The organism is Frigoribacterium sp. SL97 (assembly GCF_026625765.1).
Lineage (GTDB): Bacteria > Actinomycetota > Actinomycetes > Actinomycetales > Microbacteriaceae > Frigoribacterium.
Map to the genome: position 1 here is coordinate 1,771,903 of NZ_CP113062.1, position 20,778 is coordinate 1,792,680.

Consider the following 20,778-nt stretch of genomic DNA (forward strand, 5'->3'; position numbering starts at 1 on the left):
GAGCCGAGCCTAGAACTGCCAGCCGTAGGACCTGATGTAGTCGAAGAATTTGGCCGTCTGAACCCGATGCTCGTCGGCAATATTCGGGATCTTCTGGTTCTTGTCCTCCGTGCCGGGACCCTTCCGGTTTTCTTCGGTCACGATGACCGACCGCTCTGCCTTGGCGTGGGCGATGACGAATGGGTCAGCCTCATTGAGCTGTCCCTGGACCCAACCAGGGTGCACCGACGCGATCTGCGCGACGGTGATCAGTTCGGCGTCAGTGACTGGACAGACAAAGCCGGAGAGATCCTTCGCCCAGTCATGGAGGTCATCGCCTCCCCGATGAACCTCTCGAAGAATCGCCTCGCAGATGCAGCTCTCTCCGTCAGCCACCGAAGCCTCGATGTTGGTCCACATGGCGGGGAAGATGTCCCGCGGGTAGCGCTGCACAAGTCCAATTAGGATGTTGGAATCGAGTGTGTAATTCACTCCGCACCACCCGTGCGGTAGTACTCGCTGAGCATCTGCTCCACCATCGGGAGCCGAGCGTTGAGAAGGTAGGTGGCGTCCATCATGTCCACTCGCCGGTCCTCAAGGGCTCGGGCCACGGTGCCGATGTAGGTGGGCCCGAGGTCGCGGTATCTCAGCCTCCATGGGGGCACGAAGCCGTCTTTCTGCTTCAACGCCTCTCTAGCCCGCTCCCAGGTCTCCTCGCTCGCAGCTCGAACCTCATCCAGGTCCTCGTCGTCGATCAGATCGAGCCGGCGAAGTCGAACTGCCGCCGCTAGGTTGCTCACCTTGAAGTGCCGGGCAAGGTGCTCGGCCGCTACTGGGGGATTGTCCTGGAACCGTAGATTCGCGCGAACAGCGGTTTCAGGCATTAGGAAGTTGGCGGCGAAGTTGTTGGCGATCGCTTCCTCGTCAACCGACTCTCGTAAGGCGCAGAGCCCGCTAGTCCGGTTAACTAGATGGGCGACCTCATGGAAGAGAGTGAAAGTGCGTCCGGCGGGGCTGTCTCCGCCGTTGACCATCACGACGGGAAGTTCGTCGTGGTGAACGGAGAGGCCACGGAAAGTGTCGAGGGAAATTTTCGTCGTCTGAAAGACCAAGACTCCGCTGTGCTCAAGTAGCCCACGCCAGAAATTGAACACCTGGCTGTTGGCAGACTCTGGGGGCACGAAGACATCGGTAAGACCGAATTCTTCGCGAAGTTGGCTGGCTCGCTTGGCCAGGTTTTTCCAACCGATGGACCCGCTCTTGATCCCGCGTTCGGGCCGTCCACCGAGATCAAGCATGGCGTCTCGATGCTGTTCTGCCCGTCGCATCTCCTTTGCCAGATCCGCGGGAAGAGTGGCATGCGCCCGTCCGCGGAAGTCAGCGGTCGTAGGCACATCCGCGGCCGCGGGAGGGGCCGCAAAAAAGAAACCCAGTGGTCGATCGAGCTTGGTCGCGAGGAGGGTGAGCTGCCTAAAGGTAGGAAGAGTTTCGCCGCTCTCGAATTCGTCAATGCGCGGCGGTTTGACCCCTACAGCAGTAGCGAGTTCTTCAACCGTCACATGGCTGATCTCCCGCGCCCAGGTCAGAGTCTGAGGATCGATGGGCGCCCTTGCCATGAGTCGACCTCCCCGGAGTCTCGGCGTTAATAATGCAGGCCTCAGGCGAGTCTAGAGTGAGCAGCCGTCTCAGAGCCGCGCCGCTCCGCGTTCAGTGGTGTGGCTGCTGCCCCTAGTTCGGGTTCCAAGCAACACAACGGCCCGAGCCTGCCGCCTGAGGCATGTAGAGCTACCAGTCGCAAATGCGCACGCGCGCGAGCTGTCGCGCTGTTAGAACGCGACCAGCCGATCGGTTGTCGGGAGGTTTGGCTCCCATCCAAACGCCGGTGCGACCTCGCGTGCGATGACCTCGAGCATATGTACACAAAAATCAACGCCCAACTGGTTGGGCACCGTCAGCAGGATCGTGTCGGCGTCGCGGACCGCGGCGTCGGCGGCCAACTGCGCGGCGATGACGTCGGGTTCGCCCACGTAGCTCTTGCCGAAGCGTGACTGCACGCCGTCGAGCAGGCCGACCTGGTCCTGCGAGTCGGCCTGGGCGCGGACGCCGAAGTAGCGACGGTCCTCGTCGGTGGTGATCGGGATCACGCTGCGGCTGACGGACACCCTCGGCTCACGGGCATGCCCGGCGGCGCGGTAGGCCTCCCGGTACAGCGCGATCTGCTCGGCCTGCAGTTCGTCGAACGGCACCCCCGTGTCCTCCGTCAAGAGGGTGCTGCTCATCAGGTTCATGCCCTGCTCGCCGGTCCAGACGGCCGTCGTCCGGCTGCCGGAACCCCACCAGATGCGCTCGCCGAGGCCGGGGGAGTGCGGCTCGACCGAGAGCCCGTGCGACCAGCCGGTCATCTTGGGGTCCGACTCGGCGACGTCGGCGCCGTCGATCGCCGCCCGGAACGCCTCGGTGTGTCGACGGGCGAGGTCGGCGTCGCTCTCGCCCTCGAGGGGGACGTGGCCGAAGGCCTCCCAGCCGCGCAGGGCGGGCTCGGGTGATCCGCGGCTGACGCCGAGCTGCAGGCGCCCCGCGCTGATCAGGTCGGCGGCCGCCGCCTGCTCGGCCATCGAGAGCGGGTTCTCGTAGCGCATGTCGATCACGCCGGTGCCGAGCTCGATGCGGGTCGTCCGCGCGGCCATCGCCGCGAGCAGCGGGAACGGGTTGGCGGCCTGGCGCACGTAGTGGTGCACGCGCACGGCGGCCACGTCGACGCCGATCTCCTCCGCGGCCTCGGCCAGCTCGATCGACTGGACCAGCGCCTCCCGGGCGGTCGGCGTCGCCGAGCCCCGCACGTCCTGGTAATGGCCGAACGACAGGAACCCGATGCGCTTCTTCATGACCGGGCAAACCCCCGACGTCGCCCGGCCATTCCGTCGGGCGGCCGTGCTGGGTAGCGTGGTGCCGTGGAGAACCGCTTTCGCATCGACGGTGACGACCTCGGCATCGACCTGCGCGCCTCCTCGGTCACGCTCGGAGACGACGGCGTCGTGGACGCCCGCATCGTCGCGGGTCGGGTGCCCGAGGTCGCGGACTGGTCCGACGAGCCGCCGTCGCTGGTGTTCCGTGACGTGCCCGTGAAGTTCGACGGTGCCACCTTCGGCGCCACGGTCGACGACGACCTGCTCGACGAGCACGAGATCGTCTTCCGGCTCGGCGAGAACCTCGACGTGCACGGGGTGCTCAGCCTCGGTGCCGGCGACCGGCTGCGCTTCGTGGGCACCACGCACGTCTCGGGCGAGCCGAAGGCCTGGCGCCTCGACGTCTCGATCGGCTTCGGCGGATCGGCGCGGCGCACCGCGATCTGACGCGGCTCGCGGTCGACGCCGGGAGGGGCGGGTCGTGCCCCTTCGACGGCTTCCGACCGGGAGTGGGGTGCGGGGTGCGCGACCGGCCTGGGGACGTGGTGAGGGTCGGACGGTCGCGCACCCGCGCGTTCTCCTGATGCTTCGGGTTCACCAGGCGATCACGATGGTAGCGCCTGGATACCCGCCGGTATGCGCCTTCTCCGGGGGCGGCGCGGGTGACTTCTGAGGATCACCCGCACCCGTTAGGGTCGCAGCATGGCCACCACCTCCGGGGCTCCGATTCCCCGCATCCCACGAGCCGAGGTCAAGCAGCGGCTGCTCGACGCGGCGGCCGAGCTGTTCTCCCGACGCGGGGTGCACGCGACCACCCTGGACGACGTCGCGCGGGCCGCCGGGTTCAGCAAGGGTGCGGTCTACTCGAACTTTTCGTCGAAGGACGACCTGGTCCGCAGCCTCATGCGTCGCGAGACCGACGGCGCGCTCGGCGCCCTCGAGGGCATGTTCTTCCCGGGCACCTCGCTCGACCAGCTGCCCGAGAAGATCGGCACGGCGTTCGCGCCCTACGGCCCCGGGCAGGTCGAGGACTTCGCGTTGATGAGCGAGTTCCGCGCGCACGCCCTCTCGCACCCCGAGGTGATGGCCGACTTCGTCCGTCAGCGCCGCGAGGTGCTCGACGCCCTGCACGGCCTCGTCGAGGAGGTCTTCCAGGGGCAGACCGTCCCCGTGACCGGTCTCGAGCCGCGGACGCTCGCCCGCGTCCTCATCTGCATCACGCTGGGCGTCGCCTTCGACTGGCCTGCCACGGGTGAGCAGGCGGCCGGCGACGTCATGGGCGACGTCGTCGCCGCCCTCACCCGCGGCGTGACCGCCTGACGCCCGCCCGGCCTAGCGCTGCTCGATCGTGACGACGGGCACGTGCCAGCGGGTCCGCACCTGGAGGGTCAGCTGCCCTCGCCGGGCGAGCACCAGCGCCGTCACGGCGGCGGCGACGGCCGGCACGCCGCCCGAGACGATCATGCCGACGTGCGTGCCGAAGGTCTCGACGATCACGCCCATCAGCGGTCCGCCGATCGCCTGGCCGCCGAGCAGCACGAGGATGTACAACGACATCACGCGCCCCCGGATCGCGATGTTGCTCGACATCTGCACCAGCTGGTTCGCGGCCGTCAAGAACAGCAACGACGCGAGCCCGACGCCGACGAGGACGACGGCGAACGGCACGAGCGAGGGCATCGAGCCGGCCACGGCCTGCAGCACGCCGGTGACGAGCACGCCCAGCACGATGGTGCGCAGCCGGATCGTCGCGCGCCGCGTCGACAGCAGGGCGCCGGTCAGGGCCCCGACGGCGATCATCGAGTTGAAGAGGCCGTACCCGCCGGGCCCCACGTCGTAGACGTCCGCCGCGAACGACGCGAGCAGCACGGGCATCGTGAGGCCGAACACGGCGTAGACGCCGACGAGCAGCACCGGCACGACGATGGTCGGCTTCGAGCGGGCGTAGGCGAGGCCCTGCCGCAGCTGGCCGCGGCCTCGTGCCGACGAGGCGACCCGGGTCATCTGCGCGGTCCGCAGCATCGTCAGCATCACGACGACCACGAGGCAGGCGACGCCGTTGACGACGAACGCCCATCCCGCGCCGACCGCCAGCAGCAGCACGCCGGCGATCGCGGGGCCCACCATGCCGCCCAGCTGGAACACGCTCGAGTTGACGCTGATCGCGTTGCGGAGGTGGGTGTGACCGACGAGCTCGGTGACGATCACCTGTCGGGCCGGGTTGTCGACGACGGTCACGAGGCCCGTGGCGAAGGCGATGGCGAAGACGTGCCAGGCCTCGACGACGCCCGCCAGGGTCAGGGAGGCGAGCCCCAGGCTGAGCACGGCGAAGACGCTCTGCGTGACGAGCATGAGGGCGCGCTTCGAGAAGCGGTCGACGATGACCCCGCCGAGCAGGCCGAAGAACAGCATCGGGGCGAACTGCATCGCCACGGTGATGCCCACGGCGGTGGCGCTGCCGGTCAGTTCGAGCACGAGCCAGTCCTGGGCGATGCGCTGCATCCACCCGGCGGTCATCGCGACGACGTTGCCGGCCGTCCAGAGACGGAAGTTCGGCACGCTGAGGGCGATGAAGGTGTGCCGCCACGGCGGGCGGGTCGTGCTGATCGGGAGCGGGGCGGTCGGGGGGAAGTCGGTGCGGGGCGGGGCGGACATCACGTTCCTGCGCTGGTGGTTCGGTTCACGGTCTGCACCAACGGTAGGGCCGGCCTGGTCATTCGGACCCCGGTGGGGGATGATCAATCACATTGGCTTCGTGAATGACGAGGACCGAGACCCTTCGACGGAGGAGGCGCGGTGTACGACCCCACGCTGCTCGCGACGTTCCTCGTCGTGGCCGAGACGCGCAGCTTCACCCGGGCCGCGCAGCGCCTCGGCATCAGCCAGCCGACGGTCAGCCAGCAGGTCGGCCGGCTCGAGAAGGCCGCGGGCCGCACGCTCGTCGCCCGCGACACCCGGGACGTCCGACTGACCGACAACGGCGACGCCATGGCCGGCTTCGCGCGCACGATCCTCGCCGCGCACGCCGCCGCCGAGAGCTACTTCAGCGGCTCGGCCATGCGGGGCCGCCTTCGCTTCGGGGCCGCCGACGACCTCGCCATCACCCAGCTGCCGCGCATCCTGCGCCACTTCCGCCAGCTCTACCCGCAGATCAACCTCGAGCTCACCGTCAACCAGTCCGCGCCGCTGCGCCGTCGTCTGGCCGCGGGCCACCTCGACCTGATCTTCGTGAAGCAGACCGCGGGCGAGTCCGACGAGGGCACGCGCGTCGCGGGCGACGCCATGGTCTGGATCGGCCAGGAGAAGCTGGTCGTCGAACCCGGCCAGCCCGTGCCGCTCATCGCCTACCAGGCGCCCAGCCTCAGCCGGCAGATGGCCATCGACGCCCTCGAGCGCGCCGGCCGCACCTGGCGGATCACCTGCAACACCCGTGACGTCAACGGCGTCCTCGCCGCCGTGAGGGCCGGCATGGGGGTCGCCGTGTTCCCGTTCTCGCTGATCCCGACCGACCTCGTCAAGGTCAGCGACCGGTTCTCGCTGCCCACCCTCGGCGACGTCGACTACGTGCTCGTCGCCAACCCGGGTGCCGCCCGTGAGCCCGTCGACGCCCTCATGTCGGCCATCACCAGCCGGGGCGTCAGCCGCGCCGTCTGACCCGGTCCGACGGGACGCACCGGTCAGCCACTCCGGCGCGCCGCCCCCGCCCGACCCCGGGAGGCGCGCGCAAGATGGTCGCATGAGTCACCGCCCCACACGCCGTCAGAAGTCCGCCGCCCGTCGGGACGCCCGCGTCCTCGCCGCGATCCTGGGCGGTTCCGGCCTCCTGCACCTCGCCACACCCGCGGTCTACGACGCGGTCGTCCCGAGGAGCGTCCCGGGCCCCGCGCGGTTCTGGACGATCGGCTCGGGTCTCGCCGAGGTCGGCATCGCCGCCGCCCTCCTCGCCCCGCGCACGCGTCCGGTCGGCGGGCTCGCCGCCGCCGCGCTCTTCGTCGCCGTCTTCCCGGCCAACGTCTCGATGGCCCTCCGCGCCCTGACGAGCGAGCGGGCCACGATGGCTCGCCGGGTCGTCACCCTCGTGCGGCTGCCGTTGCAGGTGCCGCTGGTGACGCGCGCGCTCGGCGTGCACCGCGCCTCCTAGGCGTCCGGGCGCGTCGGCGGTCGCGGAGCGGGGTCGTTGCTGGGTGCACCCGGGGCACGCCCTATCCTGTTCTCTTCCCCCTCGACATCCGATCTCACCGGAGACGCATCGCCATGGCCACGAACGCCCCCGTCACCACCCCGCCGAGACCCGGAGTCGGGGGCACCCTCGACCGGTTCTTCGAGATCACCCATCGCGGCTCGACCTGGGCCCGCGAGATCCGGGGCGGCGTCGTCACCTTCGTCACGATGGCGTACATCGTCATCCTGAACCCGTTGATCCTCGGCGGCTTCAGCGCCGACCAGGCCGCCAAGGACGTCGCCGGCAACTGGCTGCAGAACGGTCAGGTGGGCGCGGTCACGGCCCTCACCGCGGGCGTCATGACGATCCTCTTCGGAACCGTCGCGCGCCTCCCGTTCGCGTTCGCCGCCGGACTCGGCATCAACTCGTTCCTGGCCGTCAACGTCGTGCAGGACGTCACCTGGCCCGAGGCCATGGGTCTCGTGGTGATCAACGGGCTCGTCATCACGATCCTCGCCGTGACCGGTCTGCGCAGCATGATCTTCACCGCGGTGCCCGCAGCGCTCAAGACCGCGATCACGGTCGGCATCGGCCTGTTCATCGCGTTCATCGGCCTGGTCGACTCGGGCTTCGTGCGCACCAGCGGGACGTCGTCGCCGCCCCTGCAGCTCGGTGACTCCGGCTCGGTGGCGACCCTCCCGACCATCACCTTCGTCATCGGCCTGCTCGTCATCGGCGTGCTGATGGCCCGCAAGGTGCGGGGGGCGATCTTCATCGGCATCGTCGCGTCCACCGTCATCGCCATCGCCCTGCAGGCGATCTTCCAGGTGCCGCCGTCGAACGGCCAGAACCTCGACGACTGGAACCTCAACGCCCCCGTGCTGCCCACCCAGATCGTGGCCCTGCCCGACCTCTCGCTGGTGGGCCAGTTCAGCTTCGGGGCCTTCGCCCGCATCGGCGTGCTGTCGGCGGTCATGCTGGTCTTCACGCTCGTCTTCACCAACTTCTTCGACGCCATGGGCACGATGACCGGCCTGGCCAAGGCCGGCGACGTCGCGGACGCCGACGGCACCTTCCCCCGCCTCCGCTCGGCCCTGATCGTCGAGGGCGTCGGCGCGGTCGCGGGCGGTGCGACGAGTTCGTCGTCCAACACCGTGTTCGTCGAGTCGGCCTCGGGCATCGGTGAGGGCGCCCGGACGGGCTTCGCCTCGGTCGTCACCGGTGCGCTGTTCCTGCTCGCCATGTTCTTCACGCCGCTGACCCAGGTCGTCCCGCTCGAGGTCGCCGCCTCGGCGCTCGTGATCGTCGGCGCGCTCATGGTGTCGCAGATCAGCCAGATCGACTGGACCGACTTCTCGGTCGCCCTGCCGGTGTTCCTGACGATCATCACCATGCCGCTGACCTACTCGATCGCGAACGGCATCGGCGTCGGCTTCGTCAGCTGGGTTGTCGTGCGGGCGTTCGCGGGCAGGGCCCGCACGATCAGCCCGCTGCTCTGGATCGTCGCGGCGGGGTTCCTGGTCTACTTCGTGCGCGGCCCGATCGAGGCGCTGATCGGCTAGGCGTCCACCGGGACGTCACGACGGGCCGCTCGGCGTTCCGGGCGCGCGGCACGTCGTGAGGTCTCGTGCGGCGATCCGCTCCGCAGTACGCTGACCGGCAGCAGGCGGCGACGGCGCCGCCTGCCCACCCCGAGGAGGCGCGTCATGCCCCGCATCACCCCCACGCTCTGGTTCGGTCGTGACGTCGAGACCGCAGCCGACTTCTACGTCACCCTGTTCCCGTCGTCGCGCGTCACCGACGTGTCGCGCTATCCCGACGACTTCCCCGACGAAGCGATGGCCGGTCAGGCCCTCGTCGTCGACCTCGAACTCGACGGCCAGCCCTACCGCCTGCTGAACGGCGGCGACGGAGGGCCGAGGCCGACCGAGGCCACGTCGTTCTCGATCTCGGTCGAGTCCCAGGACGAGCTCGACCACTACTGGGACGCCTTCGCGGCCGACGGCGGCCAGGAGGGGCGGTGCGGCTGGGTGACGGACCGCTGGGGCTTCTCCTGGCAGGTCGTCCCGTCGGTGATGGACCGCTACCTCGGCGGGCCCGACCCCGAGGGCGCCGCTCGGGCCATGACCGCGATGATGGGCATGACGCGGTTGGTCATCGCCGAGCTGGCGGCGGCCTACGAGGGGTGACCGACGCGCTCGCCCGCGCCGCGCCTCCTCGTCACCAGTCGTGGACGGTCCCGTCCGCGAGGCGGTTGTAGGGCAGGTAGGCCTGCGCGTAGGGGTACGCCGCGGCGGCCCGCTCGTCCAGCTCGACCCCGATGCCGGGCTGCTCACCCGGGTGCAGCATGCCGTCCTCGAACGTGAAGCTCTGCTCGAAGACCTCGTCCGTCCTCGCGCCGTGCTTCATGTACTCCTGGATGCCGAAGTTGTGGATCGCGAGTCCGAGGTGCATCGCGGCCGCCATGCCGACCGGTGAGATGTCGGTCGGACCGTGCATGCCGGACTTGATCTGGTACTGCGAGGCGTACTCGAGCACCTTCTTGAGGTGGGTGATGCCGCCCGTGTGCGTGACGGCGCTGCGGACGTAGTCGATCAACTGCTCGCGGATGATCTGCTGGTAGTCCCACACGGTGTTGAAGATCTCGCCGATGGCCAGCGGGGTCGTCGTGTGCTGCCGGACGAGTCGCAGGGCCTCGGGGTTCTCGGCCGGGGTGACGTCCTCGAGCCAGAAGAGGTCGAAGGGCTCCAGGCTCTTGCCGAGCCTCGCCGCCTGGATCGGCGTCATGCGGTGGTGACCGTCGTGCAGCAGGGGGATCTCGGGGCCGAACTCGTTCCGCACCGCCTCGAACACGGTGGGCACGTGCCGCAGGTACGAGCGGGTGTCCCAGTCCTCCTCGTTCGGCAGGGCCCCGCGTTGGGCGGGCTCGTGGTCGTAGCGCACGCCGCTGTTGGCGTCGAAGGTGGCGTTCGAGGCGATGCCGTAGATCGACTTCAGGCCGGGCACACCGGTCTGCACGCGGATGGCCTTGTAGCCCTGTTCCTGGTGGTCTCGGACGCTGTCGAAGAGCTCCTCGAGGTCCTTCCCCGAGGCGTGGCCGTAGGTCAGCAACCCCGTGCGCGAGGCTCCGCCGAGCAGCTGGTAGAGGGGCAGGCCGGCGACCTTGGCCTTGATGTCCCAGAGGGCGACGTCGACCGCGGCGATGGCGGCCATCGTGACCGGCCCGCGCCGCCAGTACGCGCTGCGGTAGAGGAACTGCCAGGTGTCCTCGATGCGGGCCGGGTCGCGCCCGATCAGCAGGGGCACGACGTGTTCGGTCAGGTAGGCGACGACGGCGAGTTCGCGCCCGTTCAGGGTGGCGTCGCCGAGGCCGGTCACGCCGTCGGAGGTCGTGATCTTCAGCGTCACGAAGTTGCGGTCGGGGCTGGTGACGATCACGTCGGCTCTGTCGATGATCATGCGGTGTCCTCTGGAGCTCGCGTCCGGGTGACGTCGATGTCACCCGGGCTGGTCCCTCCACTCTGGCGCATGCGCGAGCGCGAGGCGAGCCCGTCGGGTGCATGCGCGAGCGCGAGGCGAGCCTGGGAGGCGCGGGTCAGCGCATCTCGAGCGGCACCCTGGTCGTCGGCGCGGGGAACGCGCGCTCGAGCTGCACGAACGCCTGGTCGTCGAGGTCGACGGCCAGTGCGGCCGCGTTCTCGAGGGTGTGCCCGGCCGTGCCCGCCTTGACGGCGACCATGAGGTCGGGCACGAGGCGCAGCACCCAGGCGAGGGCGAGCTGCGCCGACGAGACGCCGAGATCGGTCGCGACCTGCTCGAGCACGGGGTGACCGAGCAGCTCGCCGCCGTCGACGGGGGAGTACGAGGTGAGCGGCACGCCGTGCTCGCGCGCCCAGGGCAGCAGGTCGAACTCGGGTCCGCGACGGGCCAGGTTGTACAGGACCTGGTTCGTCTGGACGTTCTCGCCACCGGGCACCGAGAGCAACTCGTGCAGGTCGTCGACGTCGAAGTTGCTGACGCCCCAGCCGCCGATCGCGCCCTCGGCGACCAGCGCCTCCAGGGCCTCGACGGTCTCGGCGAGCGGGTGGCGACCCCGCCAGTGCAGCAGGTAGAGGTCGAGGCGGTCGGTGCCCAGGCGCCCGAGGCTGGCGTGGCAGGCCTCGACCGTGCCCCGCCGCGAGGCGTTGCCCGGCAGCACCTTACTCACCAGGAACACCTTGTCGCGCCGGCCCGCGATCGCCTCGCCGACCAGCTGTTCGGACCGCCCGCCGCCGTACATCTCGGCGGTGTCGATCATGGTCAGGCCGGCGTCGAGGCCGGCCCGCAGGGCGGCGACCTCGTCGGCGCGGCGCCGTGGGTCGTCGCCGATGTTCCAGGTGCCCTGGCCGAGGGCCGGGACGACGCGCCCGTCGGGCAGGGCGACGGCGGGATTGGTCGGAGTCGCGGGGGTGGTCATGCCGGGGGATGGTAGTCGTCGCGCGGGAAGGGTGTGGCCGGCCCCGCCGTGGTCGGGCCCGCCGTGCTCGGTCCCGCCGTGGTCGGGCCCGCCGTGGTCGGGCCCGTCGTGACCTCGCGGGCCAGCAGGGTGGCCGCGGCGACGGCCGCCGGCATCACGAGCACGGCCCCGAGGGGGACGAAGAACAGGAGGTAGGTGGCGGTGCCCAGCCCCAGGGTGCGCGCCCGGTTGACGGCGAGGCCATGGCGGCGCTCGGCGAGCGAGCGGCCCCGGGCGTCGAAGGCGTACCCGGTGAGCTCGACCGCCAGGAACCATCCGCCGGTCAGGGCGCCGAGCACGGGGACGACCGTCTGGCCGAGCACCGGGACGAACCCGCCGACGAACAGGAGGACGCCCACGCCGGCCGTGGCCAGCAGCAGTCGGAGCGAGTCGCCGGCACTCCGGGCGAGCCCGCGCCAGAAGCCCCGGTCGACGTCGGCCGGCGGGTCGCCCTCTCGCTCCTCGACGCGACGCCAGATGCGCTCGTAGAAGGGATCGCCGACGAGGAGCGTGACGGCGGTGAACGCGACGACCGCGAGCAGCACGGCCAGGGCCGCGACGGCCAGGCCGCCGCCGAGACGCACGAGGGTGCGGGACCACTCGGGCCATCCGTCGGCGAACGGCGTCAGGGTGCGGGCCAGGTCGTCGGCGGCGAGGCCCACGCCCACGAGGGCCGCGGCGAAGACCGCACCCACGACGAGGGCGGGCACCGCGCCCAGCAGCATCAGCCGCGGGGACGTCGCCCACAGGCGCAGGCCTCGGCCGAGCAGGCCCACCCCGCCGAAGAACTCCCCGATCACCGACACGGGGCGAGCGTACCGAGTGCCGGAGGCGCGGGTGCGGTCGGACGACGCGTCACGGCGCGGGGGCGGCGCGTAGCGTCGACGGCGTGCCGCATCGAGGCGGCACCACCGAGAAAGGTCGTCCATGAAGTTCAGGTACCTCGGCAACAGCGGGCTCAAGGTCAGCGAGCTCACCTACGGCAACTGGCTCACCCACGGGTCCCAGGTGGAGAACGACACGGCGACGCGCTGCGTCCGTGCGGCTCTCGACGTCGGCATCAGCTCGTTCGACACGGCCGACGTCTACGCGAACACGCAGGCCGAGACGGTGCTCGGTGAGGCGCTGAAGGGCGAGCGGCGCGAGTCGCTCGAGATCTTCACCAAGGTCTACGGTCCCACCGGGCCCAAGGGCCACAACGACACGGGCCTCAGCCGCAAGCACGTCACCGAGTCGATCAACGGGTCGCTGAAGCGCCTGCAGACCGACTACGTCGACCTCTACCAGGCCCACCGGTACGACGTCGAGACGCCCCTCGAGGAGACGATGGAGACCTTCGCCGACCTGGTCCGCCAGGGCAAGGTGCTCTACATCGGGGTCTCGGAGTGGAACGCCGAGCAGCTGCGCGAGGCGCACGCCCTGGCTCGCGAGCTGAAGATCCAGCTCGTCTCGAACCAGCCCGAGTACTCCCTGCTCTGGCGCGTCATCGAGGACGAGGTCGTCCCGGCCTCGGCCGAACTCGGCATCTCGCAGATCGTCTGGTCTCCCGTCGCCCAGGGCGTCCTGACCGGCAAGTACACCGTCGGTGCCGAGCTGCCCGCGGGCAGCCGGGCCACCGACCAGAAGGGCGGTGCGGGCATGATCGAACGTTGGATGCGCGACGACGTCCTCGACGCCGTGGCCCAGCTCGAGCCGATCGCGTCCGACCTGGGGCTGACCCAGGCGCAGCTGTCGCTGGCGTGGGTGCTGTCGAACGAGAACGTCGCCTCGGCGATCATCGGGGCGTCGCGTCCCGAACAGGTCGAGTCGAACGCGAAGGCGTCGGGCGTCACCCTCGAGGCGGACGTCCTGTCGCGCATCGAGTCGATCTTCGACGGCCTCGCCGAGACGGACCCGCGCAAGACGCAGATGCCGGCCGGCCGCGAAGCCTGATCGGCCGTCGTCCGACGCGGCGACGCCCCGCCACGAGATCGTGGCGGGGCGTCGTCGTGCGTCGGCTCGGCGTGCGACCGCCCAGGCCCCGGGCTCAGGCCCCGGGGACCTCGAACGTCGCGGAGATCACCGCGCGGGCCAGCGTGTGGAAGTGCAGGTTGAAGCCGAGGTACGCCGGGCTGGCGGTCTCGTCCACTCCGATCTTCTCGACGTCGAGGGCGTGCACCGCGACGAAGTACGTGTGCGGTCCGTGGCCCTCGGGCGGTGCCGCACCGACGTAGCGGGCGAGCCCACCGTCGTTCTTCAGCTGGAGGGCCCCCTCGGGCAGGCCCGAGCCCTGGTCGTCACCCGCACCGGAGGGCAACGACGTCGTGTCGGCGGGGAGGTCGGCCACGGCCCAGTGCCAGAAGCCCGAGCCCGTCGGGGCGTAGGGGTCGTAGACCGTCACGGCATAGCTCTTGGTGCCCTCGGGGGCGCCGGACCAGCTCAGCTGGGGGCTGGCGTCGTCTCCGCCCGGGCCCATGATGCCGCTCACCTGCGCGCGCTGCAGTTCACCCCCGTCGGTGAGGTCCGTGCTCGAGAGCTCGAACCCGGGCACGATGCCGATGATGTCGTAGGGGCGGGTCAGGTTGGCGTCGGCCATGGCTGTCTCCTGTTCGTCGGGGATGGTCGTGACGGTGCGCCCGCCCCGAGGGGCGGGCGCACCGGGTGTGCGATCAGGCGGCGTCGAGCCGCTGGATCTCGTCGGTCGAGAGCTTGATCGACGTCGCCGTCGCCGAGTTCATGATCGTCTGCGGTCGGGTCGACCCCGGGATCGGGATGACGAGTTCGGACTTGGCGAGCTCCCAGGCGAGCGTCAGCACCTGCGGCGTGACCCGTCGGGCGTTGGCGATCTCGGCGAACACGGCGTGCTTCGCTCCGAGCTCACCGGCGTTCGTGATGCCACCGAGGGGGCTCCACGGCAGGAACGCGATGCACATCTCGTCGCACAGCGCGAGCTCCACCTCACTCGACCGGAACGCAGGCGAGTACTGGTTCTGCACCGACACGAGTCGGTCGTCCAGCACCTCGTTCGCTTCGCGGATCTGGTCGGGCGTGGCGTTCGAGATGCCCGCCATGCGGATGACGCCCTCGTCGAGCAGCTCCACCAGGGCGCCGATCGAGTCGGCGTAGGGCACCGCCGGGTCCGGTCGGTGGAATTGGTACAGCCCGATCGTCTCGACGCCCAGCCGTTTCGCGGAGGCCTTGGCGGCCTCCTTGAGGTAGGCCGGGTCGCCGTTCTGCGCCCACGCCCCCGCCTCGGGGCGGAGGTGTCCACCCTTCGTGGCGACGAGCACCTGGTCGGTGTCGGCGTGGTAGCTCTTCAGCGCCTTGGCGATGAGCAACTCGTTGTGCCCGACCTCGTCCTTGCCCGCCTGGTGGTAAGCGTCGGCCGTGTCGATCAGGGTGATGCCCTGCTCGAGTGCAGCATGGATGGTCGCGATGCCCTGCTTCTCGTCGGGTCGGCCCTCGATCGACAGGGGCATGCCGCCCAGGCCGATCGCACTGACCGTCACGTCTCCGATTGTCCTGGTCTTCATGTCGTCCTCCGGTTCACCACGCGTAGTCCTCGGGCGACGTCTCGTGCCCGGGGAAGATCTCGTCCAGCCGCGCCAGCGCGGCCTCGTCAAGCTCGACGTCGACGGCGGCGACCGCCGACTCCAGTTGCGCCATCGTCCGCGGGCCCGTGATCGGCCCGGTGACGCCCGGCTGGTGCAGCAGCCAGGCGAGGGCGACCTCGCCGGGCGCGTGGCCCAACTCGCGGGCGAACGCCTCGTAGGCCTCGAGCTGGTCGCGGTGTTCGGCGACGTACTCCGCGCTCCGCCCCTCGAGTCGTCGTGAGCCCTCTTCGGTCTTCTCGATGACGCCGCCGAGCAGACCGCCGTTGAGCGGCGACCACGGGATCATCCCGAGACCGTAGTGACGGGCGGCGGGCAGGGTCTCGCGCTCGACGTCCCGCACGATCAGGTTGTAGATCGACTGTTCGCTCACGAGGCCGCTGAAGTGACGTGCCTTGGCGGCTTCCTGGGCCTGCGCGATGTGCCAGCCGGCGAAGTTGCTGCTGCCGACGTAGAGGACCTTGCCCTGCTGGACCGCGACCTCCATCGCCTGCCAGATCTCGTCCCACGGCGTCTCGCGATCGACGTGGTGGAACTGGTAGAGGTCGATGTGGTCGGTCTGCAGACGCGTCAGGCTCGCGTCCAGCGCTCGACGGATGTTCAGGGCGCTGAGCTTGCCGTCGTTGGGCCAGTCGCCCATGTCGCCGTACAGCTTCGTGGCGAGGACGGTCTTCTCCCGTCGCCCGCCCCCACGGGCGAACCACCGACCGATGATCTGCTCGGTGATGCCTTCGCCCTTCTCCCAGCCGTAGACGTTGGCCGTGTCGAAGAAGTTGACGCCGAGCTCGTGGGCCCGGTCCATGATCGCGTGGGAGTCGTCTTCCGTGGTCTGGGGCCCGAAGTTCATCGTGCCGAGGACGGCCCGTGAGACGGACAACCCTGTGCGTCCGAGGTGTGTGTAATCCATGTTCCCTGGCTACCCCCTCCCGGGCCGTGCTGCTCACAGGAACGCCCCCTAACGTCGCCGTCATGGACGAGCAGCCCGAGAGCCCGGACGGCGTGCCCCTCGACGAGCGTCGCGGGGCCGGTCCGCACCGCGGTGCTCGGCGCCGTGCACTGCGCGACGGTCACGCGAAGATGCGCCTGAGGCTCGACGCGCACCCTCGGCTCCGGTTGCTCTACAAGATCGGCGTCGGGGTGCTCGGAGCCCTGATCGTCGTCGTAGGCCTCATCCTGGTCCCGCTGCCCGGACCCGGTTGGCTCGTCGTCTTCCTCGGGGTCGCCGTGCTGGGCACGGAGTTCCCGGCCGCCCACCGCATCACCCTGTGGGTGCGTCGACTCGTCGGCCGCGCCCGTCTCCGGTGGCGGGCGTGGCGGGTCGCCCGGTCGGCGCGGCGGGCGTCGACCGTGAAGCCCTCGGCCGCCCCGTCGCGGTGAACCATCGGGCCCACACGGTCCCGGCGGCCGTCGACCGGACGTCCAGCGCACGTTCGGTAAAGTCGCCGTCGTGACGCCCAGTCCCGCCTCCGCCACGCCCTACGAGGTGCTCGGCGTGCCGTCGACGGCGTCGACCGACGACCTCCGTCGCGCCTATCGACGGCTGGCCCGCCAGACCCACCCCGACCTCGGCGGCACCGCGCAGGCGTTCCGCGACGTGCAGCACGCGTGGCAGCAGGTGGGCACGCCCGAGGCCCGCGCCTCCTACGACCAGGGGTCGGCGTCCCGGAGCACCGCCCCCTCGGGCAGCGCGCGGTCCGCGGGTTCGAATGCCCCCGGCTGGTCACCGCCGCCCCGGGAGCCGGCTCGCACCGATTCGAAGCCCAAGGCCCGGGTGCACGGCCACCCCGGTGGTGCGAACCGCGAGCGGTACCTCGGCCTGATGCGTGAGTGGGTCGGTCGGGGAGTCCCGCTCGACGATCCGTACGACGAGCGCCTCGTCCGGAGCGCGCCTCCCGAGATCCGTCACGTGCTCGCCGACGCGATGGCCGAAGAGGCCACCGTCGCGGCCGTCACCGAACTCGGCATCGGCTTCACCATCTGGAGCGACGTCGACGCGGGTGTCGAGGGCAAGCTCGACCACGTCGTGCTGGGGCCGTCGGGCCTCTTCGCCATCCAGTCCTCCGACTGGGGCAGCGAGGTGCAGGTGTCGCGCGGCGAGCTCGTCGGCAGGGGCATCCCCGCCGACGAGGAGCCCGTCCGCGACCTCACGCGTCAGGCCCGCGCCGTGCGACGGGAGACCCGCGTGTCGTTCACGGCCCAGTTGATCGTGGTGCCCGACGACGACTTCGGGCCCGCCCTCGAGAAGGTCGGGCGTCGTGCCGGGGGCACCTGGGTCGTGCGTCGCTCGCTGCTGCCGCAGGTCCTGCGTCACGGTCCCGAGCTCGGCGACCGCACGAGCATCTCGGACGTCTTCGAGGTCCGGGCCCGGCTGCAGCAGGCCATCCGGTTCGTCTGACCGAGGCTGGCGCCCGGGCCCGGCAGGGTCCACGCTGGGAGCGAGACGCCGGCGTCCGTCGGCCGTCCCGCGTCAGAGAGGGGCCACCCGTGTTCCGTCCTCGGTCCGGCTACTCCGGGTTCAGCGTCGACGACGTGGCGGCCGCCACGTCCTTCTACCGCGACGTCCTCGGCCTCGAGATCGAGGTCCTCGTCGACGGTCAGATGTTCCGGCTCCGCCTCCCGGGAGGCGCGGCGTGGGTGTTCGTCTACGGCAAGCCCGACCACGCCCCCGCGTCGTACACCGTCCTCAACCTCGTCGTCGACGACGTCGACGCCGCCCTCGACGCGCTGGCCGAGCGGGGCCTCGAACCGCTCCACCTCGGCGGGTACTCCGACGAGCGGGGCGTCATGCGGGGGCGCAGCGTCGACCTGGGCCCCGACATCGCCTGGTTCACCGACCCGGCGGGCAACGTCTTCTCCGTCCAGCAGCCCTGATCGCCCGGTCCGACGCGCGAGCCGGGGAGGCGCGGTGCCGGACCCGGGGGAGGGCTGGCCCGACATCGGGTTCCGGGCCAGCCCCAGGTGTGCCTTCGGAACTGCCGCACCCATCGGTTTGGTCGCCCGCCATCGGGTCGACCCGTCGACGTGACGTCGTGCGCGCGACGCGGCCACCGCCTCCTCGTCCCTGTGGCAAGCTCGACCGTGTGAACACGCACGAGCCCGCGGACGGCTGGGTCGAGGCCCCCGACGGGCGTCGGTTCTGGGGCCGCGCCGGTGCCGCGGGCCTGCTCGTCGTCGACCCGGACGACCGGGTGCTGTTGCAGCACCGGGCCGACTGGAGCCACTTCGGCGGCACCTGGGGGCTCCCCGGCGGAGCCCGCCACCACGACGAGAGCGCGGTACAGGGCGCTCTGCGCGAGAGCGGCGAAGAGGCGGCGGTGCCGGCCGACGCGCTGCGCCTGCTGTTCGCCGCCGAGCTCGACCTCGGCTTCTGGTCGTACACGACCGTCGTGGCCCGGGCCGTGCGCCCGTTCGAGCCCGTCGTCTCGGACGCCGAGAGCATCGCCCTGAGCTGGGTGCCCGTCGACGAGGTGTCCGACCTCCCGCTCCATCCCGGATTCGCCGCGTCGTGGCCGAGGCTCCGATCCGAACTCGGGGGCCGGGTGCACGTCGTCGTCGACGTCGCGAACGTCCTCGGCTCCCGTCCCGACGGGTGGTGGCGCGATCGGGTCGGTGCCACGACTCGGTTCCTGGAGGCCCTCTCGCGGGGTGCCCGGGACGGAGTGGCCGAGGCGCTCGTCGCACCGGGTGGCGGCGGGACCCCCGCGGCGACGGGTCGGCCGGACGCCGACGACTCGCCGACGGACGCCGGGGCGTTCGCGGACGGTTCCACCGGCGAGCCTCCCGGGGCGCCCACGTGGCGGTGGCCGGACGTGACGGCCGTCGTCGAGGGCGAGGCCCGTGCCGTCGGTGGGTCGTTCCCCGGCCTGACCGTCGTCCGGGCCGAGGCCGACGGCGACTCGGCGATCGTGGCCCGCGTGCACGACCTGCGGGACGTGCCCGGCGTGGCGCCGCGCGTCGTCGTCGTCACCGCCGACCGGGGCCTCGCCGACCGGGTCCAAGCCCTCGGGGCCACCCTCGTGCGTCCAGGCGCCCTCCGCCGCGCGGTCGGCCTCGACTGACACGGGCGAACGGCCCGCTCCACCGGTCGGTGGAGCGGGCCGTTCGCGTCCGGTCCCGGGTCAGGCGGCGGGGCCGTCGCCCAGCGTGACGGTCGCGGTGTGGGACGCACCCGTCGTGTCGGTCCAGGTGACCGAGACCTGGTCACCCGAGTCGTGCGCCTGGATCGCGGCGGTGAGTGCGGACGCGTCCGCCACGGCCGTGCCGTCGATCGCGGTGATCACGTCCCCGGCGACCAGGCCGGCCGACGCCGCCGCGCTGCCCTCGACCGTGCCGGCGATCGTGACGCCGCCCGCGGTGCCGGTCGCCGTGCTCGAGATCTGCGCGCCGAGGAAGGCGGGCAGGCCGATCTGCACGGTCGAGCTCCCCGTGCCCGACTGGATCTGCTTGGCGATGGCCAGGGCGTGGTCGATCGGGATGGCGTAGCCGGTCACCGTCGACGATCCCTGCGAGGCGGCCGTCACGATGCCGACGACGTCGCCGTCACCGTCACGGAGGGGACCGCCGGAGTCGCCCGACACCACGTCCGCGTCGACCTCGATGAGACCGGACAGCGACTCGGTGCCCGATCCGGACTCGCTCTGCACCGTGATCGACTGGTCCGTGGCGAGGACGGTCCCCTCGGCGGTGACCAGGTCGCCCGTGCCCTCGGCGTTGCCCGTCGAGTGGACGACGTCCCCCGTGGCGACGTCGCCGGACGCGTCGAAGCTCACCGGGGTGAGGCCCGTCGCGTCCTGCAGCTTCAGCACGGCCACGTCGTTCGTGGCATCCGTGCCGACGACGTCGGCCGTGTAGGTCGTGCCGGTGGACTCGACGGTCACCTGGATGCTGGTCGCGCCCTGCACGACGTGGTTGTTCGTCAGGATGAGCCCTCCGGAGGTCAGGATCATGCCCGTGCCGGCGGATTTGTACGAGGCGTCGTAGTTCAGCGTCGACACGATGGTCACGACGCCGGCCGTCTCCTCGGCGGTGGCCGCGGTGGCGCTGGTCTGGGTCGAGGTGCCCTGCGACGAACCGTCCTGCGACGACCCGTCCTGGGGGCTCGAACCCCCGAAGGGCGATGCCGGGTCGCTCGATCCACCTCCCGGCCGCGTGAGCTGGGGGAGCAGCTCGAGCGCCTGGCGTTCGCTCGCGGCCTGGGCCGCCGCGGTGCCGGCGGAGCGACCGGCGGCGTAGGCGCCGCCGCCCGCCGCACCCGCGACGATGACGACGGCGGCGGCCGCACCGGTGAGGGCGAGCCACTTCTTCGAGCGGCGCGGCCTCGGGGTGCCGCCGAAGGCCGGGGGCACCGTGCCGTCCGCGCCGTCGCCACCCCGCTCCGTCGACGCGCCGGCCGCCGCGTCGTAGGCCTGGTGGGCGTCGTCGCGGGCCATCCAGGTGGGAGCCGCCGACACGTAGCGTGCGTCCGACGCGCCGGTGACGTGGGGGAGCGTGTGGGCCTCGGCGGGCTGCTCGACGCCCTCGCCGGCAGGCGGGGCGGTCGACGGGGAGGGCGTCACGGGCGTGGCGTCGTTCGGGGTGCCGGTCGTGTTGTCGCCGTCTCGGTCGTTCATGGTGTGCCTCCTGTGGCGGTGGTTATGACGTGGGGTC

The 20,778-nt window shown here is 71.0% G+C and carries 22 protein-coding genes and 1 pseudogene; 11 read left to right on the forward strand and 12 right to left on the reverse strand.

The features are described from left to right. Positions 1-9: 9 nt before the first annotated feature. The 4 genes and pseudogenes from OVA02_RS08460 to OVA02_RS08470 form a co-directional block, all read right to left on the reverse strand. The gene (locus tag OVA02_RS08460) at positions 10-471 is read right to left on the reverse strand and encodes a DUF4411 family protein (protein WP_267659647.1); all 462 of its coding nucleotides are present in this window, start codon (positions 469-471) and stop codon (positions 10-12) included. After that, a complete protein-coding gene (locus tag OVA02_RS08465; RefSeq protein WP_267659648.1) occupies positions 468-1,277 on the reverse strand; it encodes an ImmA/IrrE family metallo-endopeptidase in 810 nt (269 codons plus the stop codon). The genes OVA02_RS08460 and OVA02_RS08465 overlap by 4 nt, the downstream gene beginning before the upstream one ends. 138 nt (positions 1,278-1,415) lie before the next feature. Then, positions 1,416-1,595, reverse strand: a pseudogene (locus OVA02_RS18140) (helix-turn-helix domain-containing protein); the annotation flags it as partial. Between the two features lie 210 nt (positions 1,596-1,805). Continuing rightward, positions 1,806-2,864 (reverse strand): LLM class flavin-dependent oxidoreductase, encoded by a 1,059-nt coding sequence (locus OVA02_RS08470; protein WP_267659649.1) that lies wholly within the window; start codon positions 2,862-2,864, stop codon positions 1,806-1,808. A 66-nt stretch (positions 2,865-2,930) separates the two neighbouring features. On the opposite strand from OVA02_RS08470, the gene OVA02_RS08475 reads away from it, so the two are divergent. Both OVA02_RS08475 and OVA02_RS08480 read left to right on the forward strand, forming a co-directional pair. Further along, entirely contained in the window at positions 2,931-3,332 is a 402-nt protein-coding gene (locus OVA02_RS08475; RefSeq protein ID WP_056044973.1) for a hypothetical protein, read from the forward strand. Positions 3,333-3,587: 255 nt separating this feature from the next. Beyond that, complete coding sequence (locus OVA02_RS08480; protein ID WP_056044976.1) at positions 3,588-4,205, forward strand: TetR/AcrR family transcriptional regulator; 618 nt, start codon at positions 3,588-3,590, stop codon at positions 4,203-4,205. A gap of 12 nt (positions 4,206-4,217) precedes the next feature. Here the strand turns inward: OVA02_RS08480 and OVA02_RS08485 are convergent, their stop codons facing one another. Continuing rightward, complete coding sequence (locus OVA02_RS08485) at positions 4,218-5,540, reverse strand: MFS transporter (RefSeq protein ID WP_056044978.1); 1,323 nt, start codon at positions 5,538-5,540, stop codon at positions 4,218-4,220. Between the two features lie 141 nt (positions 5,541-5,681). Here OVA02_RS08485 and OVA02_RS08490 point away from each other — a divergent pair, with 141 nt between their 5' ends. From OVA02_RS08490 to OVA02_RS08505, 4 genes are all read left to right on the forward strand, one after another. Then, positions 5,682-6,539 (forward strand): LysR substrate-binding domain-containing protein, encoded by an 858-nt coding sequence (locus OVA02_RS08490; RefSeq protein ID WP_043594893.1) that lies wholly within the window; start codon positions 5,682-5,684, stop codon positions 6,537-6,539. 82 nt (positions 6,540-6,621) lie between these two features. After that, positions 6,622-7,026 carry a hypothetical protein gene (locus OVA02_RS08495; protein ID WP_056044979.1) on the forward strand — a complete coding sequence of 135 codons (405 nt, stop codon included), beginning with the start codon at positions 6,622-6,624 and terminating at the stop codon, positions 7,024-7,026. Positions 7,027-7,139: 113 nt separating this feature from the next. After that, the gene (locus OVA02_RS08500) at positions 7,140-8,609 is read left to right on the forward strand and encodes an NCS2 family permease (RefSeq protein ID WP_173150795.1); all 1,470 of its coding nucleotides are present in this window, start codon (positions 7,140-7,142) and stop codon (positions 8,607-8,609) included. A 144-nt stretch (positions 8,610-8,753) separates the two neighbouring features. Then, the gene (locus OVA02_RS08505) at positions 8,754-9,236 is read left to right on the forward strand and encodes a VOC family protein (RefSeq protein WP_056044983.1); all 483 of its coding nucleotides are present in this window, start codon (positions 8,754-8,756) and stop codon (positions 9,234-9,236) included. Between the two features lie 31 nt (positions 9,237-9,267). Here OVA02_RS08505 and manD read toward each other — a convergent pair whose 3' ends face one another. The 3 genes from manD to OVA02_RS08520 form a co-directional block, all read right to left on the reverse strand. Beyond that, positions 9,268-10,506, reverse strand: coding sequence for a D-mannonate dehydratase ManD (manD, locus tag OVA02_RS08510; RefSeq protein ID WP_056044985.1), 1,239 nt, complete (start codon positions 10,504-10,506; stop codon positions 9,268-9,270). Between the two features lie 136 nt (positions 10,507-10,642). Further along, a complete protein-coding gene (locus OVA02_RS08515; RefSeq protein WP_056044988.1) occupies positions 10,643-11,503 on the reverse strand; it encodes an aldo/keto reductase in 861 nt (286 codons plus the stop codon). After that, positions 11,500-12,348, reverse strand: a complete 849-nt coding sequence (locus OVA02_RS08520; protein ID WP_200922573.1) for an EI24 domain-containing protein — start codon at positions 12,346-12,348, stop codon at positions 11,500-11,502. Before OVA02_RS08520 ends, OVA02_RS08515 begins: the two co-directional genes overlap by 4 nt. Positions 12,349-12,469: 121 nt before the next feature. On the opposite strand from OVA02_RS08520, the gene OVA02_RS08525 reads away from it, so the two are divergent. Beyond that, positions 12,470-13,474: an aldo/keto reductase family protein gene (locus OVA02_RS08525; protein WP_056044991.1), complete on the forward strand. Its 1,005-nt coding sequence runs from the start codon at positions 12,470-12,472 to the stop codon at positions 13,472-13,474. Between the two features lie 94 nt (positions 13,475-13,568). On the opposite strand, the gene OVA02_RS08530 is transcribed toward OVA02_RS08525, so the two are convergent. The 3 genes from OVA02_RS08530 to OVA02_RS08540 form a co-directional block, all read right to left on the reverse strand. Beyond that, a complete protein-coding gene (locus OVA02_RS08530; RefSeq protein WP_056044992.1) occupies positions 13,569-14,117 on the reverse strand; it encodes a YbhB/YbcL family Raf kinase inhibitor-like protein in 549 nt (182 codons plus the stop codon). A 73-nt stretch (positions 14,118-14,190) separates the two neighbouring features. After that, positions 14,191-15,054 (reverse strand): aldo/keto reductase, encoded by an 864-nt coding sequence (locus OVA02_RS08535; RefSeq protein ID WP_267659650.1) that lies wholly within the window; start codon positions 15,052-15,054, stop codon positions 14,191-14,193. A 13-nt stretch (positions 15,055-15,067) separates the two neighbouring features. Further along, the gene (locus OVA02_RS08540; protein ID WP_056044998.1) at positions 15,068-16,039 is read right to left on the reverse strand and encodes an aldo/keto reductase; all 972 of its coding nucleotides are present in this window, start codon (positions 16,037-16,039) and stop codon (positions 15,068-15,070) included. A 62-nt stretch (positions 16,040-16,101) separates the two neighbouring features. Between OVA02_RS08540 and OVA02_RS08545 the strand changes: the two genes are divergently transcribed. From OVA02_RS08545 to OVA02_RS08560, 4 genes are all read left to right on the forward strand, one after another. Then, positions 16,102-16,509 (forward strand): TIGR02611 family protein, encoded by a 408-nt coding sequence (locus OVA02_RS08545; protein WP_082460206.1) that lies wholly within the window; start codon positions 16,102-16,104, stop codon positions 16,507-16,509. A gap of 70 nt (positions 16,510-16,579) precedes the next feature. Next, the gene (locus OVA02_RS08550) at positions 16,580-17,527 is read left to right on the forward strand and encodes a J domain-containing protein (RefSeq protein WP_056045000.1); all 948 of its coding nucleotides are present in this window, start codon (positions 16,580-16,582) and stop codon (positions 17,525-17,527) included. A gap of 89 nt (positions 17,528-17,616) precedes the next feature. Beyond that, a complete protein-coding gene (locus OVA02_RS08555) occupies positions 17,617-18,003 on the forward strand; it encodes a VOC family protein (RefSeq protein WP_056045002.1) in 387 nt (128 codons plus the stop codon). Positions 18,004-18,212: 209 nt separating this feature from the next. Continuing rightward, positions 18,213-19,190: an NUDIX hydrolase gene (locus OVA02_RS08560; protein ID WP_056045004.1), complete on the forward strand. Its 978-nt coding sequence runs from the start codon at positions 18,213-18,215 to the stop codon at positions 19,188-19,190. Between the two features lie 60 nt (positions 19,191-19,250). On the opposite strand, the gene OVA02_RS08565 is transcribed toward OVA02_RS08560, so the two are convergent. After that, positions 19,251-20,741, reverse strand: a complete 1,491-nt coding sequence (locus tag OVA02_RS08565) for a S1C family serine protease (RefSeq protein WP_267659651.1) — start codon at positions 20,739-20,741, stop codon at positions 19,251-19,253. Between the last annotated feature and the right edge of the window lie 37 nt (positions 20,742-20,778).

Bases quoted from the DNA above. Each gene is read 5' to 3' on its own strand.
- OVA02_RS08465 (WP_267659648.1), bottom strand. From the start codon at position 1,277: ATGCTTGATCTCGGTGGACGGCCCGAACGCGGGATCAAGAGCGGGTCC.
- OVA02_RS08470 (WP_267659649.1), bottom strand. From the start codon at position 2,864: ATGAAGAAGCGCATCGGGTTCCTGTCGTTCGGCCATTACCAGGACGTG.
- OVA02_RS08480 (WP_056044976.1), top strand. From the start codon at position 3,588: ATGGCCACCACCTCCGGGGCTCCGATTCCCCGCATCCCACGAGCCGAG.
- OVA02_RS08485 (WP_056044978.1), bottom strand. From the start codon at position 5,540: ATGTCCGCCCCGCCCCGCACCGACTTCCCCCCGACCGCCCCGCTCCCG.
- OVA02_RS08495 (WP_056044979.1), top strand. From the start codon at position 6,622: ATGAGTCACCGCCCCACACGCCGTCAGAAGTCCGCCGCCCGTCGGGAC.
- OVA02_RS08500 (WP_173150795.1), top strand. From the start codon at position 7,140: ATGGCCACGAACGCCCCCGTCACCACCCCGCCGAGACCCGGAGTCGGG.
- OVA02_RS08505 (WP_056044983.1), top strand. From the start codon at position 8,754: ATGCCCCGCATCACCCCCACGCTCTGGTTCGGTCGTGACGTCGAGACC.
- manD (WP_056044985.1), bottom strand. From the start codon at position 10,506: ATGATCATCGACAGAGCCGACGTGATCGTCACCAGCCCCGACCGCAAC.
- OVA02_RS08515 (WP_056044988.1), bottom strand. From the start codon at position 11,503: ATGACCACCCCCGCGACTCCGACCAATCCCGCCGTCGCCCTGCCCGAC.
- OVA02_RS08525 (WP_056044991.1), top strand. From the start codon at position 12,470: ATGAAGTTCAGGTACCTCGGCAACAGCGGGCTCAAGGTCAGCGAGCTC.
- OVA02_RS08530 (WP_056044992.1), bottom strand. From the start codon at position 14,117: ATGGCCGACGCCAACCTGACCCGCCCCTACGACATCATCGGCATCGTG.
- OVA02_RS08535 (WP_267659650.1), bottom strand. From the start codon at position 15,054: ATGAAGACCAGGACAATCGGAGACGTGACGGTCAGTGCGATCGGCCTG.
- OVA02_RS08540 (WP_056044998.1), bottom strand. From the start codon at position 16,039: ATGGATTACACACACCTCGGACGCACAGGGTTGTCCGTCTCACGGGCC.
- OVA02_RS08545 (WP_082460206.1), top strand. From the start codon at position 16,102: ATGGACGAGCAGCCCGAGAGCCCGGACGGCGTGCCCCTCGACGAGCGT.
- OVA02_RS08565 (WP_267659651.1), bottom strand. From the start codon at position 20,741: ATGAACGACCGAGACGGCGACAACACGACCGGCACCCCGAACGACGCC.